Origin of the sequence: Planctomicrobium mucosum (genome assembly GCF_051466335.1) — a bacterium.
Lineage (GTDB): Bacteria > Planctomycetota > Planctomycetia > Planctomycetales > Planctomycetaceae > Planctomicrobium.
This window is the reverse complement of the sequence record NZ_CP195793.1, coordinates 2,314,232-2,329,475: the sequence shown is the minus strand read 5'-3', so window position 1 is coordinate 2,329,475 and position 15,244 is coordinate 2,314,232. Positions and strand designations below refer to the sequence as shown.

12 protein-coding genes are annotated in these 15,244 nt (G+C 52.9%); 8 read left to right on the top strand and 4 right to left on the bottom strand.

Annotated features, from left to right (window positions below; genetic code table 11):
• The first annotated feature begins 184 nt into the window (after positions 1-184).
• On the top strand, positions 185-1,294 hold the full coding sequence (locus SH668x_RS09455; protein ID WP_437188445.1) for a substrate-binding domain-containing protein: 1,110 nt from the start codon (positions 185-187) through the stop codon (positions 1,292-1,294).
• Positions 1,295-1,355: 61 nt separating this feature from the next.
• A complete protein-coding gene (locus SH668x_RS09450; protein WP_437188444.1) occupies positions 1,356-2,600 on the top strand; it encodes an ABC transporter permease in 1,245 nt (414 codons plus the stop codon).
• A gap of 94 nt (positions 2,601-2,694) precedes the next feature.
• Here the strand turns inward: SH668x_RS09450 and SH668x_RS09445 are convergent, their stop codons facing one another.
• From SH668x_RS09445 to SH668x_RS09430, 4 genes are all read right to left on the bottom strand, one after another.
• Positions 2,695-3,636: an alpha/beta hydrolase gene (locus SH668x_RS09445; protein ID WP_437188443.1), complete on the bottom strand. Its 942-nt coding sequence runs from the start codon at positions 3,634-3,636 to the stop codon at positions 2,695-2,697.
• A complete protein-coding gene (locus SH668x_RS09440; protein ID WP_437188442.1) occupies positions 3,633-4,295 on the bottom strand; it encodes an HAD family hydrolase in 663 nt (220 codons plus the stop codon). Before SH668x_RS09440 ends, SH668x_RS09445 begins: the two co-directional genes overlap by 4 nt.
• Positions 4,292-4,993, bottom strand: a complete 702-nt coding sequence (locus SH668x_RS09435) for a 3-keto-disaccharide hydrolase (RefSeq protein ID WP_437188441.1) — start codon at positions 4,991-4,993, stop codon at positions 4,292-4,294. The genes SH668x_RS09440 and SH668x_RS09435 overlap by 4 nt, the downstream gene beginning before the upstream one ends.
• A 71-nt stretch (positions 4,994-5,064) precedes the next feature.
• Positions 5,065-6,285: an amidohydrolase family protein gene (locus tag SH668x_RS09430; RefSeq protein WP_437188440.1), complete on the bottom strand. Its 1,221-nt coding sequence runs from the start codon at positions 6,283-6,285 to the stop codon at positions 5,065-5,067.
• Between the two features lie 325 nt (positions 6,286-6,610).
• Between SH668x_RS09430 and SH668x_RS09425 the strand changes: the two genes are divergently transcribed.
• The 6 genes from SH668x_RS09425 to SH668x_RS09400 all read left to right on the top strand — a co-directional run bounded on the left by SH668x_RS09425 (position 6,611) and on the right by SH668x_RS09400 (position 15,207).
• Positions 6,611-7,939 (top strand): Gfo/Idh/MocA family protein, encoded by a 1,329-nt coding sequence (locus SH668x_RS09425; protein WP_437188439.1) that lies wholly within the window; start codon positions 6,611-6,613, stop codon positions 7,937-7,939.
• Between the two features lie 249 nt (positions 7,940-8,188).
• A complete protein-coding gene (locus SH668x_RS09420; protein ID WP_437188438.1) occupies positions 8,189-8,938 on the top strand; it encodes a glucosamine-6-phosphate deaminase in 750 nt (249 codons plus the stop codon).
• Positions 8,939-9,018: 80 nt separating this feature from the next.
• Positions 9,019-9,936 (top strand): N-acetylglucosamine-6-phosphate deacetylase, encoded by a 918-nt coding sequence (locus SH668x_RS09415; protein ID WP_437188437.1) that lies wholly within the window; start codon positions 9,019-9,021, stop codon positions 9,934-9,936.
• Positions 9,937-10,370: 434 nt separating this feature from the next.
• The gene (locus tag SH668x_RS09410; RefSeq protein WP_437188436.1) at positions 10,371-11,480 is read left to right on the top strand and encodes an AI-2E family transporter; all 1,110 of its coding nucleotides are present in this window, start codon (positions 10,371-10,373) and stop codon (positions 11,478-11,480) included.
• Between the two features lie 378 nt (positions 11,481-11,858).
• Positions 11,859-13,796 (top strand): DUF1592 domain-containing protein, encoded by a 1,938-nt coding sequence (locus SH668x_RS09405; RefSeq protein WP_437188435.1) that lies wholly within the window; start codon positions 11,859-11,861, stop codon positions 13,794-13,796.
• Between the two features lie 52 nt (positions 13,797-13,848).
• Positions 13,849-15,207 carry a DUF1552 domain-containing protein gene (locus SH668x_RS09400; RefSeq protein WP_437188434.1) on the top strand — a complete coding sequence of 453 codons (1,359 nt, stop codon included), beginning with the start codon at positions 13,849-13,851 and terminating at the stop codon, positions 15,205-15,207.
• The last annotated feature ends 37 nt before the right edge of the window (positions 15,208-15,244 follow it).

Sequence of the window (15,244 nt, the reverse complement as noted above, 5' to 3'; positions counted from 1 at the left end):
ATATACACTCACCCGGAGATAGGTTAAATTCGAGTGCTTTTTTAAGATTCTTAATGAAAATCAACTTTGTTTTTGTTGGATTCTAAAGGATCGACTTTGGTACTCGTTGACGTCACATGCAGCACTGCTTATTGTCGAGCGCATCCATTGATCTGGAATTCCTTGACGCTGACAGGCAAATCGCATGAAACGTCTTCAACTCACTCATTTCGCGTTCGCGATCGTTTGCGGAACTTTGGCACTTTTCACCAGCGGTTGCCCCGGTGAAGTTCCAAAAGGGGGAGCTGCATCCAAAGGATTGAAGCGGATCGTCATTCTGACGAACGGGGACGATCCCTATTGGGATGCCTGTGAAGCGGGGGCGATGAAGGCACAGGACGAGTTAAAGCTGAAGGAGCAAGGGTACGAAGTGAGCTTCGCCCGTGCCGACTTCACCGACAAGGGACAGATCGACAAGATCAAACAGTACGCTATGCAGTCCGACCTCGTCGGCATCGGGATTTCCATTGTGAACCCCGAAAGTGCCGCTGTCGCAAAAGAACTGCGCGACATGCAAAAAAAGGGCATCAAAGTGATCACCATTGATGGTGACATCAGCCGCGAAAATTTCCGTGATGCACGTTATGCCTATCTGGGCACCGACAACATCGTCGCGGGACGAGAGTTGGGCAAAGCTGCCAAATCCGTGCGTCCTGAAGGTGCGAAAGTTGCCATTTTCTCTGGAAAATCTGGCGCTGCCAACGTCATTCAGCGCTCTGCAGGGTTCCTTGAAGGTGCCGGCGAGGGATTCGTTGAAGTCGAGCGTCTGGAGGATGGAGGCGATCGCGCTCAGGCTCGCCGTACAGTCAAAGATTCCCTCGATCGCAATCCGCAAATTGATGCACTGGTCGGTGTCTGGGCGTACAACCCGCCGGCCATCGTTGCAGTGTTGAAGGAACTTTCACTCGAAGGACAGAAGCAGGTCTTCGCGTTCGATGCGGCAGAGCAAAGTATCGCTGCGACGAAGGAAGGCAAGATCGATGCAATGATCGTCCAGAATCCCTACCAGATGGGCTTCACCGGTGTCGAGTTGTTGAAAGCGCTCGTCGAAGACAACCAGGAATTTGTCAAAAAGATGTATCCAAACTATTCGCAGGACGGGAAGAATGACATGTTCGACACCGAATTGCGAATGATCATCCCTCAGAAGAACGCCGACAAAATCGACAAAAGCCAGTTCGATTCCAACACCAGCGTGATGACGATTGACGAGTTTGAAGCGTGGCTGAAAGAACGCAATCTCCGTAACTCTTAAGTCGACGCTGTTCGCCAGTATCCAACCGTTGCTTCTTCAAAGTTTCGAAGGCGTCGTGCTCATGTCGCATTCACCAACAGGCTCAAGAGCGAGCTTCATTCAGCGATTCCGCAATGAGTTGGGCCTGCTGGTTGCAATTCTGTGCGTTGTCCTGTTTACGACGTTCATCAACGACTCGTACCGGACTGCCCCGCAACAGAACGCAGAAACCATTATTCGCGATGTCTCCATGCTTGGGATTTTCGCGTTAGGTGCGGGAGTTGTGATTATCGCGGGGGGAATCGATCTCTCCAGCGGGTCGGTGATTGCCTTCAGCGGAATGACGTTCACGTCAGTCTGTCTGCTCCTCGCCCCGGAAGTCGATGGTCGCGTTCAGACTGGTGAACTCCCAATTTGGGTGTTGATCGCTGCCTTCCTGTTTACGATGTTTGCGGCATTTTGCGTAGGAAGCTTCCACACGTGGCTTATCACTGCGATCGGCCTTCCCCCGTTCATCGCAACCCTTGCATCACTCGTGGGGCTTCGCAGCCTGGCAAAGCTGCTCATTCAAGATGTGACGCGAATCGGTTACGGAACCTCAACCGGAAAATCTTCCATCGGGATTGCCGATCAGAACTTCTGGGCGCTGGGGAATATCTGGTGGATTCCCGCTTTGATTTTCGCCGCGGTCGCCATTTCACTCTGGATTCTCTTGAGCAAGACGGTCGTGGGACGCCATCTCTACGCGCTGGGCGGAAATGAACAGGCGGCGAAACTCAGCGGCATCCGGACCGTAAATCTGAAATGGCTCGCCTACTGCATCAGTTCCATGACTGCTGCCATCGCGGGGATCCTTTACACCTGTTATGTCGGAACCAGCGAACCGACCCGTGACGGTGCCGGCTACGAACTCAATGCAATTGCTGCCTCCGTGGTCGGCGGATGCAGCTTGACGGGTGGCGTGGGATCAATCGGCGGGATCGTGCTGGGCTCAACATTCCTGCGTGTGGTGATTGACTCAGTCGCGAAGTCGTTCCGATCCGGCCCCGACCTCGTGGAAGGTCTTGTGGTTGGAATTCTGGTCGTGCTGGCAGTTGCATTTAACGAACTCAGAGGCAATCGCGGCACAAAGAAGTTGTTCTTCGACGGCTCACTCGGTTATTTGAATGTCTTCATTCTGAGTGTCCTCGCGGGAGTGATCTCGTTCGCCACATCCTCACCAAACTTCAAATTCCGCAACGGAATTTTTGCAGCGATTGCGGTGCTGCTACTGCTCTCTCTTCGCACGTTTCTAGAACGGCGGCGAGAGAGGCTGGCGTCGAATTAAAGGCTCAGAATCGACATGAGACAAAAAAGGCTGGAGACTGGCGTGCTTGCCAAACTCCAGCCTTTTTCCATTTTGGTCCCAGAAGCCTCCCTGCTCACTCATTCGCAGGAACAACTTCTGCTTGGGATGCAGGAAAGATCTTTTTGAAGAACTCCTGATGGGCTTGGTGAATTTCTTCAGCAGCCGTCAACTGCAAATCATTGTGATCAGACTGCGGCAGCTTGAGGAAGGCTTTAGGAATCCCGCTTGCTGATTTCTCTGGAGCGGCCAAGAACAACTTCTCTCCCAGAGAGAGCGGGACGATGCTGTCGAGCTCACCGTGAATCATAAGGATCGGACAAGTAATCTCTGGAATTCGCGTGACTGAAGAATATCGATCAATCAGGAATAAGCCGACTGGAAGCCACGGGTACAGGTATTTCCCCTCATCAACTAGTGATGAGAACGTCGACCGGAGAATCAGCCCGGCGGGTGGAGTTCCGTTTTGACAGACATCGTACGCCAGACGCGTGGCGACACCTCCGCCCAGTGATTCCCCGCAAATGAGGATGTTCTCTGGTTTGTATTTTTTGACGATCGTTGCGAACCGCCAGACTGCATTGGAATCTGCTGCGAAGGCGGACTCACTGGGAACCCCTGGATTTTCGGCATATCCGCGGTAATCGCAGATGAGAGCGTCCGCTCCGCATGCGTTGAAGTCTTTCAGGATCTCAATGCGATTGACGCGATTCCCCGAATTGCCCGGAAATAAGATGACGAGTTTGCGATCTGCTTGCGATGCGTCGTTATTACTTGATACCAGCCATCCAAACGCTCTCAGGCCGTCATCCATCTGGACTCGAATTTCTTCGATGGTCCCTTCAGGAAGTCCTGCATCTGCAATTGCCACAGAGCCACGATTCGAGGCGTAAATGAGTGCGCGCTGAATTCCAACAAACAATCCAATGATCCCAAACGCTGCCAGAACAAAGAAGACACCTAGGCGCAACAAGACCTTCGTCTCATTGACATCATCGACAGGAGGAGGAGTAGTCATTTTTGAAACAGATTTAAGAGGATTGGGTCATTGAGTGCGAACGCCACTCCACGGGCTCCAGTGAAGTTATGGTGCCGACTGTAGTCGTGTGGAACTGAAACGACATACGCTCCGGCAGCGACTCCGGCTTTCGTGCCGTTTTCACTGTCTTCCATCACAAGCAGCTTTTCAGGAGGAACTCGCAACGCTTCGGCGGCCTTGAGATAGATCTCGGGGTTTGGCTTACCGAGTGTCACATCGTCTCCGCTCAGCAAATGATCGAAGCGATCGATCAGGTCGAAGTGCGTGAGCATTCGAGTCAGATAGATGCGATTGGAAGAGGTCGCCACTGCCTTCGGTGTCCCACTTCGTTCGATCGCATCGAGAAGTTCGAACAATCCGGGCATCGGTCGCAGATGGACATGAAGATACTCTTCGAAGATCTCTTCAGACTCTGCCTGAAGCATTTCGATCGAGTCATCAAGCTCCATCATTTCAATCATGGCACTAAATGCTTCACGGGCGCGGCGCCCCATCATCGCGTTGAAAAGAGCCTGCGTCGCCAGCTTTCCGCGGCGACGCATCAGCTCGGTTCCAGTGAGATGGAATACCTCTTCCGTATTGATCATCAGTCCGTCGAGATCGAAGGCGACGCCCTGAATGAGAGAAGTTTCTGTCACTCTTTTTCCTGCAGTTTTTCTGTTTTGGTCAGATCCTGAATCTGAATATCCTTAATCGATCCTACGGTGACGAAGCTGGAAATCCCCAGTGGTTTCGTCAGCGTCATCTCGATACGGATTGAGAATTTGTACTCTTCGGTCGGAGCATTGATAATTTCTTTTCCATCGAGCCAAACCTTTACATGTGAGTCGGTCACGCGCAAACGGACATCATACCAACGTCCCTTTTCAAAGGACTGGTATAGCGTCGTCGGATTTTCTGATGCATCTGCACCATTCAAACTCGACAGACCAACAACACCACCACCCCAGCCCCCGAGGACCAAGGAGCAGTACGCATCCTGAACCGGAAAAGTCACGGTGCTGAAGAAATCTGTGCCGTCGACCTTTTTGGCCTTCCAGCTCAGTTCGTAATTATTCCGAGGGAGTTTCTCCCCTTTCCAGACGATGGATGTGATCGGGTCGCCACGACCGATGACAAGCTCTCCCTCTTCAACGGTCACCTTCCCTTCCCCACCGGATTGAACGACCTCCCAACTGCCGAGAGTCTTACCATCGAACAGAGAAATCACGCCCGGCTTCGCTTCCGACCGCTTCTCAGCCTCTTCAGCAATGACTGCTCCAGCAAATGCGACGAAGCCAGCAGTGGCGACAAAAGCCGCCCCCAGAAACCGGGAGAAGAGATGGCTGTTGAACATGACGTAAACTCCTTGAGTTTTCAGTCGGAAGGCGTGATGGCTGTTATGGGAGAATTCAAACACGAGTACGTTCAGGGTGACTCGGCTTGCTTCTGTCGAGTAATCTTTGCCTCATATTTCTCAATACGATCCCGGACACCCGGAATGAGTCGAGAAGCATTTTGATTGTAGACTTTCAGGAGCTCGATGTCTGGAAGCCCTATGCCATAAATGTTCCAAAGTCCCTGCGGCGGAAATGGGTTGTCCTCGTAAGGAAAATACTCATCCCAAGTCTCAAGATACTGAAAGTGTGGGACCAGTTCACTCATTGGAGGGACGCCATCGGTCCCGAAGAGAATCCGATCTGCGTACTTCACAAAGAATTTTCTTGAAGTGTACGGTTGGCGTCCCAGTTCGGAAATTCTGGCTGCGATTTCGACATTCATATTGGGATACTTGTCGAGCGATTCGCCCAGTTGCTTCAAATCTTCTGAAAGTTCTGCCATGTGGGCGCAGATGAAGATTGTCTCGGGATGCCGCTCGATCACCCTGTTTCGAGCATCCATCAGTTGCTGATGGGTCGGAAAATCGGCCCCATGAAAACTCCATTCCGGGTGACGGTACAACTCTTCCCAGCGCTCGTTTTTCTCATCAGTCGGGGTAAAAAACGCCTTCGGGTCAGCACAGTGCCAAAGGACCGGGACATTCAGCTCTCCGGCCCGCTGCCAGATGGGATCAAAGCGAGGATCGTCTGGAAGAATGTACTTGCCCTGTCGGTCTTTGATATAGAGCCCAATATCCTTCCAGACTTTGAGTCCGGAGGCCCCTTGTTTGACAGCATCGCTGAGCTTGTCTGCAGCTCTGAGTCCGTAGCCGGGTCGATGGATATCCCAAGTGGAGGGATCAGCGAACGATCCATCGCCAACGTGGTCGATCCACTGAAACACCACGAATCGATCCGGATACTTCTTCATCAATGCTTGGTAGTGATCTGCGAATTTTGTCCCACGGAAACCACCGTCGAGACTGACACTGACAGCGATATTCGCTTCATCCATCACACGTACCATTTCATCGAGTTCAGCCTCAGACAGCGTTCTCGGGTGACAATGCACGTTGACGCAGGGAAACTTTGCGGATGTCAGTGGGTGAAGTTCGACGTTCAGCATCGGCGTTGGCCGGAACTCGTCCAGGTAGATCCGTCTGGGTCGCTCTGCAGTCTTATCCTGTTGTGCAATTGCGACTGATGAAAAGAGTCCGAGTACGCAGACACACAGACCCAACAGTTTGCGAAAAGATGCTGACTCTTTCACCGTGCAAGACTTTCGGTAAGGGCTGAAGGGGGCGGGTCTGAGATCCGACTCGGAGGCAATCGGAATCTCATCAATCTAAAGGAAACGGTCGCGGGTCACCAGTAGCGAATGCAGCATCGGCAACTCGAGTCAATCGGAGAACACCTCGTTGATGCGACTTGTTGCAATCCGATAGAATCGTTCTAATTCGACAACCGCCCTCAGCGTTTTTTCCGTGTTTTTCGCAGTGGTTTTTCACTCGAAATTTCCCAAATCGAGCGATTCGCTCTCGCAACGAACGACTGGTGCATCAACAGTGATTGCCAGCGGTGACAGGAAATAGGACATGCCCACATCTCGCCGGAATTTCCTGAAGACATCTGTGTCAGCAGCCAGCGCACTGCATTTCGCCTCTCCCTACATTCTGGGAGCAAACAAGGCAAAGAAGTACCGAACGGCGTTAATCGGGACCGGGTGGTGGGGAATGAACCTCCTCACCGAGGCAGTCAAAGCTGGACAATCGCAGGTCGTCGCCCTATGTGATGCAGACGACAATCAGATGGCTGTTGCTGCGGATGAATTGGCATCTCTCACAGCGGATGAACCAAAACAGTATCGCGACTTTCGCGAAATGTTTGACAAAGAAGAGATTGAAATCGCGATCATCGCCTCACCCGATCACTGGCACGCATTGCAGTCGATCGAGGCCGTCAAACATGGCGCCCATGTCTTTCTGGAAAAACCGACCGGCCACACAATCAAAGAGAGCCGCGCAATGGTGAACGCTGCCCGCGAGGCAGACCGCGTCGTTCAAGTTGGTTTGCATCGCAGGATTGGGCCACATCACGTCTCCGGGATGAAATTCCTGAAGAACCCGGACAACGTGGGAAAAATCGGCATGGTGCGAATGTTTGTCCATGAGGGAGGCGGAAAGGATCACCCTTCCCCCAACACAGAGCCACCCAAAGGACTCGACTGGGATCTCTACTGCGGACCTGCCCCGTTGCGTCCGTTCAATCGCAGAATTCATCCGGGCGGTTTCCGTCACTTTATGGATTTTGCAAACGGAACAATTGGAGACTGGGGAGTTCACTGGTTCGATCAGCTAATGTGGTGGACTGATGAAAAAGCTCCCCGCAAGGTCTTTTCATCGGGCGGACGGCCGATCGCTGGGCCTGTCATTCTCAATGAGAAGGAACAAACTTCCGACACCCCGGATCACCAGACTGCGATTTTCGAATTCGAAGGCTTCACAGCGACTTGGGAAAATCAGCACTTCGGAAGAACCGAAGTCGATCGACATCCATTCGGATGCTATTTCTACGGGGAAAAAGGTGTCTTCCACATGGGCTGGAAAGATGGTTGGACCTTCTACCCGACAGGTGGCAAGCCGGTGATCCACGAAGACCCCAAGTTCGATCACGAGGGGGACGGCCACAATTGTGCGATGCTCTGGCGTGACTTCCTCGATTGCATCGCTACCGGTCGTCGCCCCGTGGCGGATGCGGAAATCGGGCATCGGTCCACGAATCTCAGCTTGCTCGCGGTTCTCTCAAATAAAGTCGGGCGAAGCATTCAATGGGACGGCGAGAAGGAAGAGATCCTCAATGACGCGGACGCCAACGCGTTGCTGAGACGGGAATACCGAGGCGAATGGGTTTATCCGGAACCTTAATCCACAAAACGTGATACAACGTTTTCAGAAATCACTTCGAGCGCATATGACGAATGGGACGCCTCAACGGCCTGTTCAGCATGTGCAATCTCATGAATTCGATGATTTCACAGAAGTATCTCATTGATTTCATGTGAAATCTCGACAAAAATAGACCGATCCAGGCGACGACGCGAGACCGCTTACCTCGTCGCCCGATTGGACCCCCTTCATCGATCCCGTCAATCAGTCATTCACTTCGGCGTTGTTATGAATCTCGTACTCTGTCAGGACTCCGGAGAGTTAGGACGTTTAGCCGCTGAAACAGGTGCCACTGCACTTCGAAGAGCGATCGCTGAATACGGTGAATCGACGATTCTGGTGGCAACGGGAGCATCCCAGTTTGAAACACTGAAGGCACTGGTGGCAGCCGAGAACATTGACTGGTCTCGAGTGACCGTATTCCATCTCGATGAGTACATCGGAATCGACGAAAACCACCCTGCCTCGTTCAGACGGTATTTGCAGGAACGTTTTGTCAGCCTGGTTCCGCTCAAGCAGTTTTATCCTGTGAACGGAAACGCCGATCCTGTTGAAGAATGCCAGCGGCTTTCTCAACTGATCGAGCATGTTCGCATCGATCTGGCGTTCATAGGAATTGGGGAAAACGCCCATCTTGCATTCAACGATCCGCCGGCAGATTTTGAAACAACTGTTCCGTACCTCGTCGTGAATCTCGACGATGCATGCCGACAACAACAATTTGCCGAAGGCTGGTTCGAATCGTTCGACGCTGTCCCCAAGCAGGCGATCAGCATGTCGGTCGCACAAATTCTGAAAGCTCATCAGATCGTTTGTAGCGTCCCTGGAGAACGAAAGGTCCGGGCGGTCCAGCAGAGCCTCGAAGGACCGGTCGACCCTCAGACTCCGGCGTCCATTCTCCAACTCCATCCGGATTGCAGCATCTTCCTCGATCCTCAATCCGCGAGTGGATTAAAGCAGGAAGAAAACAGACTGTAGGAATATCTTTTCCTCCTCAATGGATGACAGTCACAGTGAAGTGAGTGCGGGTAACAAATAGAGAACTCCTTTGAGGTAATATGAGCGGCTTTTTTGATTTGCAGGTTAACGGATACGCCGGGGTGGACTTCAACTCTCCCGACCTCATGGGTGAGCAACTCCTGGCAGCCTGTTCCCGTATTCGTGAAGATGGAGTCGACCAGTTCTTATTGACTCTGATCACCGATTCCATCCCCAGCCTGCAATCCAAAATCCAAAACATTCTAAAGCTGCGTTCACAAGACAAGTTTCTCACAGAAGTGATTCGTGGTTTTCACATTGAAGGGCCCTTCATCAGCCCGAAGAAGGGCTATATCGGCGCACACCCCGCGGAGCACGCCTGCTACGCAGACATTCGACAAATGGAGTCGATCCTGAAAGCGGGTGATGGGTTGATTGATCTGGTGACATTGGCACCCGAAATGGACCCCGGATTTCACGTCACGCGTTTTTTGGCTGACAGAGGAATCGTCGTCGCCGCTGGTCATACCGATGCCAATCTGGTGCAGTTGCAAGGAGCAATTGATCACGGGATGACCATGTTCACGCATCTGGGAAATGGTTGCCCGCACGAGATGAATCGGCACGACAACATTATTTCCAGAGTGCTGAGTCTGTCAGATCAAATCTGGATCAGCATCATTGCCGATGGAGTTCACGTCCCTTACTTCGTGATCAAAAATATGCTTCGGCTCACCGGATTCAGCAAGGTGGTCGTCGTCAGCGATACAATGTCTGCTGCGGGGTCACCCCCGGGGCTGCATTCGATTGGAAACCGCTTTGTTCTCGTTGGAGCCGACGGTGTTCCCCGTTCGGAAGATGGAACCCACTTGATTGGATCGGGAACCTCATTAAAGCAAATGGCCACGAATCTCAAACGGGAATTGCTCCTTTCAGACGCTGAGGTCGACCTGCTCACGAAGCGCAATCCTCGACGAGTGCTCGAGCGAACGTCGTGAGAATTGAATTCTCGGCAACAATCACTAATTCTGCCTGACCTCTTTACTCATTCTCGCCCGCAGTCCCTAAGCAAGGGGCGCGTTCATTGTTTGGCCGAACGGTACGTGATCGTGGCGTCGCTGCGCCGTGTCCCCCGCTCCCCGCTCAGTAGCTCAATTTCGACACCGGCGATTCCAGGTGGCGAGCCGTAGTACTTGATCGAAATTGGCCGACTTTCGATCAATTCGCCATCAAGGCGTTTGCTGAATCACCAAGGGAGGGATTGTCATCAGCCAGACTCCCCCCTCCGAAGAGACCGAAACCGAAGTTGGCCTACGATTTGCTTTGCAGACCTCATACGCGGGGCTGCGCTTGTTTCGGCGTCTCCCTTGGTCATTTCGTCTGGGCAGGGCGTGAATGGATTTATGGAATTCACCAAGACAGGAAATGCCTGATGTCGAACGATCCCCTGATGCAAGTTGGTTCGCCGAATACCGCCACACCAGTCGTTAATACTGCGACACCAGTCGCTACTGCTGCCACACCGGTTGTGGAAGACTCTTCCGCTCAGGTCGACAAGATTGCGTACCTCCTGTTTATCATCATCTCCTGCGTCTCTGTGATGGTGATACTGGGGCCGGTTCTGATCCCGCTTGTGACTGCGATCTTCCTGTTCTTCGTGATCCGCCCGACGACAATCAAACTTGAACGGAACAACATTCCGCGCTGGATCACCTATCTCTTTCTGATCGTGTCGATCGTCGGGGTCTCCGGAGCTATGACTGCGTTGACCGTTCAGGACGTCCGCCGATTGTCGACGCTGTACCCACAGATGGAGACCAAAGCAGAAGCCATCCTGAAAAAGATCCCCGGGATCGGCAAGAACCCGCTCAGCTCAGAAACGTTGGAGAGTGTCTTTTCAGTCCAGCCGAGTGAGATCCTTCAGCATTCATTTGGAACAGCTTGGCATTTTTCCGAGATGATCCTGCTTGTGATTTTCTACTTCGTTTTCATCCTGTTGGATGCAGACAAAATGCCCCGTCGAATCCAGACTGCATTCCCCAAGCAGGGTCCAAACCTAGTCCGGGTGTTTGGAAAGATCAGCGAAGGAATTTCACGTTTTATCCGAATCAAAACACTCGTGAGCTTCGGAATGGCGATCTCCGTCGCTGTCATTCTCATGAGTTTCGGCGTCTCAAACTGGCTGTTATGGGCGTGTTTGACATTTCTCCTGAACTACATCACCTACATCGGAAGCATGTTCGCACTTGTCCCTCCGATTGTGATGTCGGCGCTCGAATTCAACCAATTCTGGCCCTGGGTTGGACTGGTCACGCTTCTCGTTTTGAACCGATTCATCTGGATCGATTACATTGAGATTCGTTACACAGGCCAGCAACTACGCATTAACAATGCCCTGCTCCTCTTTTCGATCGTCTTCTGGGGCTGGTTCTGGGGCATCACGGGGATGGTGCTCGCAGTCCCGATGCTCTCTGCACTCCGCATTATTATGGCACAGTTCCCGCAGACTCGCTCGTGGGCGATGATGATCAGCGAAGACTGAACATTGAGAGTCCCGGCTCTTCAAAGAACACTTGGGTGATTCACTCGCCTGACAACGCACATCAGAGGTCGATTTTTCTCAACCTGAGAGGAATCGACCTCACACTATTTGGGCCCATTCCTACCGCAATCCCATTATATGCAATTCCGCCTTAAAGCCGACGAAGCCGTCATTCCGCTGGCACTCAATCAGACGAACAATTAAACTGACATTACGATTTCATCGACTGAAATCACCATCCAAACGCGGATGATTGTGAGTCTCACAGCCCCGAGATCCACGATCGTAGCCTTGCCTGATTACCCTACCGAAGCCCACGGTTCGAATTTCAACCTCTGAAATTTTAGTTCGGGCCTCGCCCAACCAGACGGTTCAAGCATGAACTGGCGTCCTTTTCCCCCCAGTTTCAGAATACTGCTCGCCGCGGGAGGGCTGTTCTTTTGCCCGCAACTCGCCCTCGCAGCCCCGCCGCCAGAAGCGTTTCCTGAGTTCAATGCACTGATGGCGAAGTACTGCTTCGAATGCCATCAGGCGGAGAAGCAGGAAGGGGGTCTCGACCTCACCCGTTTTCAGACTCACGAACAGGCGCTGGCCGATCGGAAGTTCTGGGAATCGGTACAGCATCGTGTGCTTCCAAGAGAGATGCCCCCAGAGGGATCGCCGCAACCCAACGATCCGGAACGTGACAAGATTCGTGCCTGGCTGGACCAGATGGTCTCGCACGAAGGGGAATGCAATCAGGTTGCCAGTGACCAAAATACAAACTTCTACCGCGGTCACGTGATGAGTCGTCGTCTGACTCGACCGGAATACGCCAATTCCGTGCGCGACCTGCTCGGGGTTCAGATCGATGCGGTTGGACTGCTCCCCTCTGATGGATCCGGTGGAGTCGGAGTCGACTCTGTTGGTGATACCCTGTATCTCTCCCCAATTCATCTGGAAAAGTATCTCGACGCAGCGGTCATTGCGACAGAAGCGTTATGGCCCGATGTGATCCCGGAAGCAGAACCCGAACTGATCACAAGACGACGTGAAGAAATCGGCGGCAGGGAAATCGAGCCTGAAAATCCTGGACGAGAGACTGCCCAGAGAATTCTTGCACCGTTGATCCGCAGAGCCTTTCGTCGCCCGGTCCCATCCGAAGAACTCGATCGGTACGTCGGCCTGTATGATCACGCAGCGTCACAGGGGCAGTCTCATCGCGCGGCACTCCGCTTTGCAATGCAGGGAATCCTGCTGTCACCTCACTTCTTGTTTCTAGCGGAACCTGAATCAGAAACAGAAGGAACACATCCTCTCGGAAATCATCCGCTGGCAGCCCGACTGGCGATGCTCATCTGGTCATCGTTGCCCGATGAAGAACTGCTCGCGTTAGCAGACGCCGGCCAACTCCAGAATGACGACGTCCTGCGTGAACAGACTCGCCGGATGTTGAAGGACCCGCGTGCCAAAGCACTCGGTGAGAACTTCGCGATGCAGTGGCTGGGGCTAAACCCATTGGGATCGACCGTGCGACCGGATGCGGAAGCTTTTCCGGAATTCACCGAAGAACTCGCTGACGCCATGTTAGGCGAGACATCGATGTTCGTCGCCAACCTGTTCATGGAAAATCGAAGTCTGGTGGAGGTTCTCTCCGCGGACTACACCTTCCTGAATGGCCCGCTGGCAAAGCATTATGGAATCGAAGGAGTGGAAGGCCCGGAGCTTCGCAAGGTCAATCTGGCCGACCCCAACCGTGGTGGTATTTTGACTCACGCCAGCGTGCTCACAGTCTCGTCATATCCACATCGCACCAGCCCTGTCCTGCGTGGACATTGGGTGCTCTCCGAAGTCATGGGAAGTCGTGTTCCTCCACCTCCTCCGGGAGTTCCATCTCTGGAAGAGGTTTCGCATGACGGCGTGAAACGATCACTGAGAGAACAACTCGAAATTCACCGTTCGAAGCCCGAGTGCGCCAGTTGCCATTCCAGAATGGATCCACTGGGCTTCGGACTCGAGAATTTCGACGCCATCGGTCGATGGCGTCAAGAACTTGATGGACTGCCGATTGATGCAAGCGGCGTGCTGCCATCGGGTGAATCCTTTCAAACGCCTGCCGAGCTGAAGACGATTCTGCTCAATCGCAAAGACGATGTGATGCGTCATTTGATCCGCAAAATGTACGGCTACGCAGTTGGCCGCGACCTCAACAAATTTGATGACTGCGTGATTCAGAACACATTGGCAGCTTTGCAACAGAACAATTACCACTCAAACACGATGGTTGAAGAAATCGTGCTGAGCTTTCCTTTCAGACATCGATACTACAAAAAGTAATGTCGCTGGTCCCCACTTTCAGACAAGCGATTTCACATCAAGGAGACGCGGAATGACTCATGCACTTACACAAAACCGCCGCTCGTTCTTGCGTGGGACTGGGGTTGCCTTAGCACTTCCATTTCTTCCGTCACTCGCTCATCGGAATGCCATCGCGTCCGTGGAGGCAACTCCCCCGGTTCGCATGGGTTGCCTGTTCTTTCCAAACGGGGTCTGGCGTGATGCATGGATTCCCAAAGAAACGGGAACCGAATTCACACTCCCCTTTTCTTTGGAACCACTCCAGGGAATCAAGGATTCCATTAACGTCATTTCGAATCTGGAGAAGCGGCACAGCCATAGTGGCGACGGTCACTATGCGAAAACCGCAAACTTCCTGACCGGTCTGCACGTTCAGCAGACAACAGGCCGAGATGTCAGCACTGGGGGAATCTCTCTCGATCAGCTGATGGCCCAGAAACTCGCCGGATCAACTCCGCTTCCTTCTCTGGAATTGGGGATCGATCCTGTCATCTCTGGAATCGACAGTAATGTCGGCTTCACTCGCTTGTACGGGTCCAATATTTCCTGGCAAACTGCGACCCGTCCAGTCGCCAAGGAAATTCACCCACGCCGTGTTTACGAACGCCTTTTCGGATTGAAGAACGTCTCATCCGGTGCCTCAGCGGACGCGGGCGATCGAAGGAAGCTGCTCGACCTCGCCTTGTCTGATGCGCATGACTTGAGAGGGAAGCTCGGCCGCGACGATCAGTTCAAACTGGATGAATACCTCGATTCTGTCCGATCTGTCGAAAAGCAGGTCGAGTTTTTCCAGAACGCCGGACCTCGAAATTGGACCACTCATGTCCCAGACGCCGCGTATGTCGCTCCGCCACACGAAATTCCGGGACACTATCCTCATCACGTCAAATTGATGCTCGACATGATGGTATTGGCGTTCTGGTCGGATTCAACCCGAGTGATCACCTTCATGATGGCCAATGACGTGTCGGGGCGTAACTTCTCATTCGTCGATGAGGTCCGCAGCTCTCACCACGAGATGTCCCATCACGAAGGAAAAGAAGACAAGATCGATCAGTACAAGCGAATTGTCCGCTGGCACGTGGGGCAACTGGGCTACCTGTGCGAACGGATGAAAGGAATCGACGAAGGAAATGGGACGCTGCTGGATCACTCAATGATCCTGATGGGCTGCGGCATGTCGGACGGAAATGCGCACGACCCACGAAATCTTCCAATCGTCGTCGCAGGCAAAGGAAACGGAACGTTGAAGACAGGGCAGCACATCGCCGCCCCGGTCGATACACCGCTCTGTAACCTGTACGTCAATATGTTGCACCAGATGGGAATCGAAGCGGACAGCTTTGGAGATAGCACAGGGCCGATTCCGGAACTGACAGCTGCCAGTTAAAACTCCCGCCGCCAGGGGAATGTTGCCTCGAGCACGG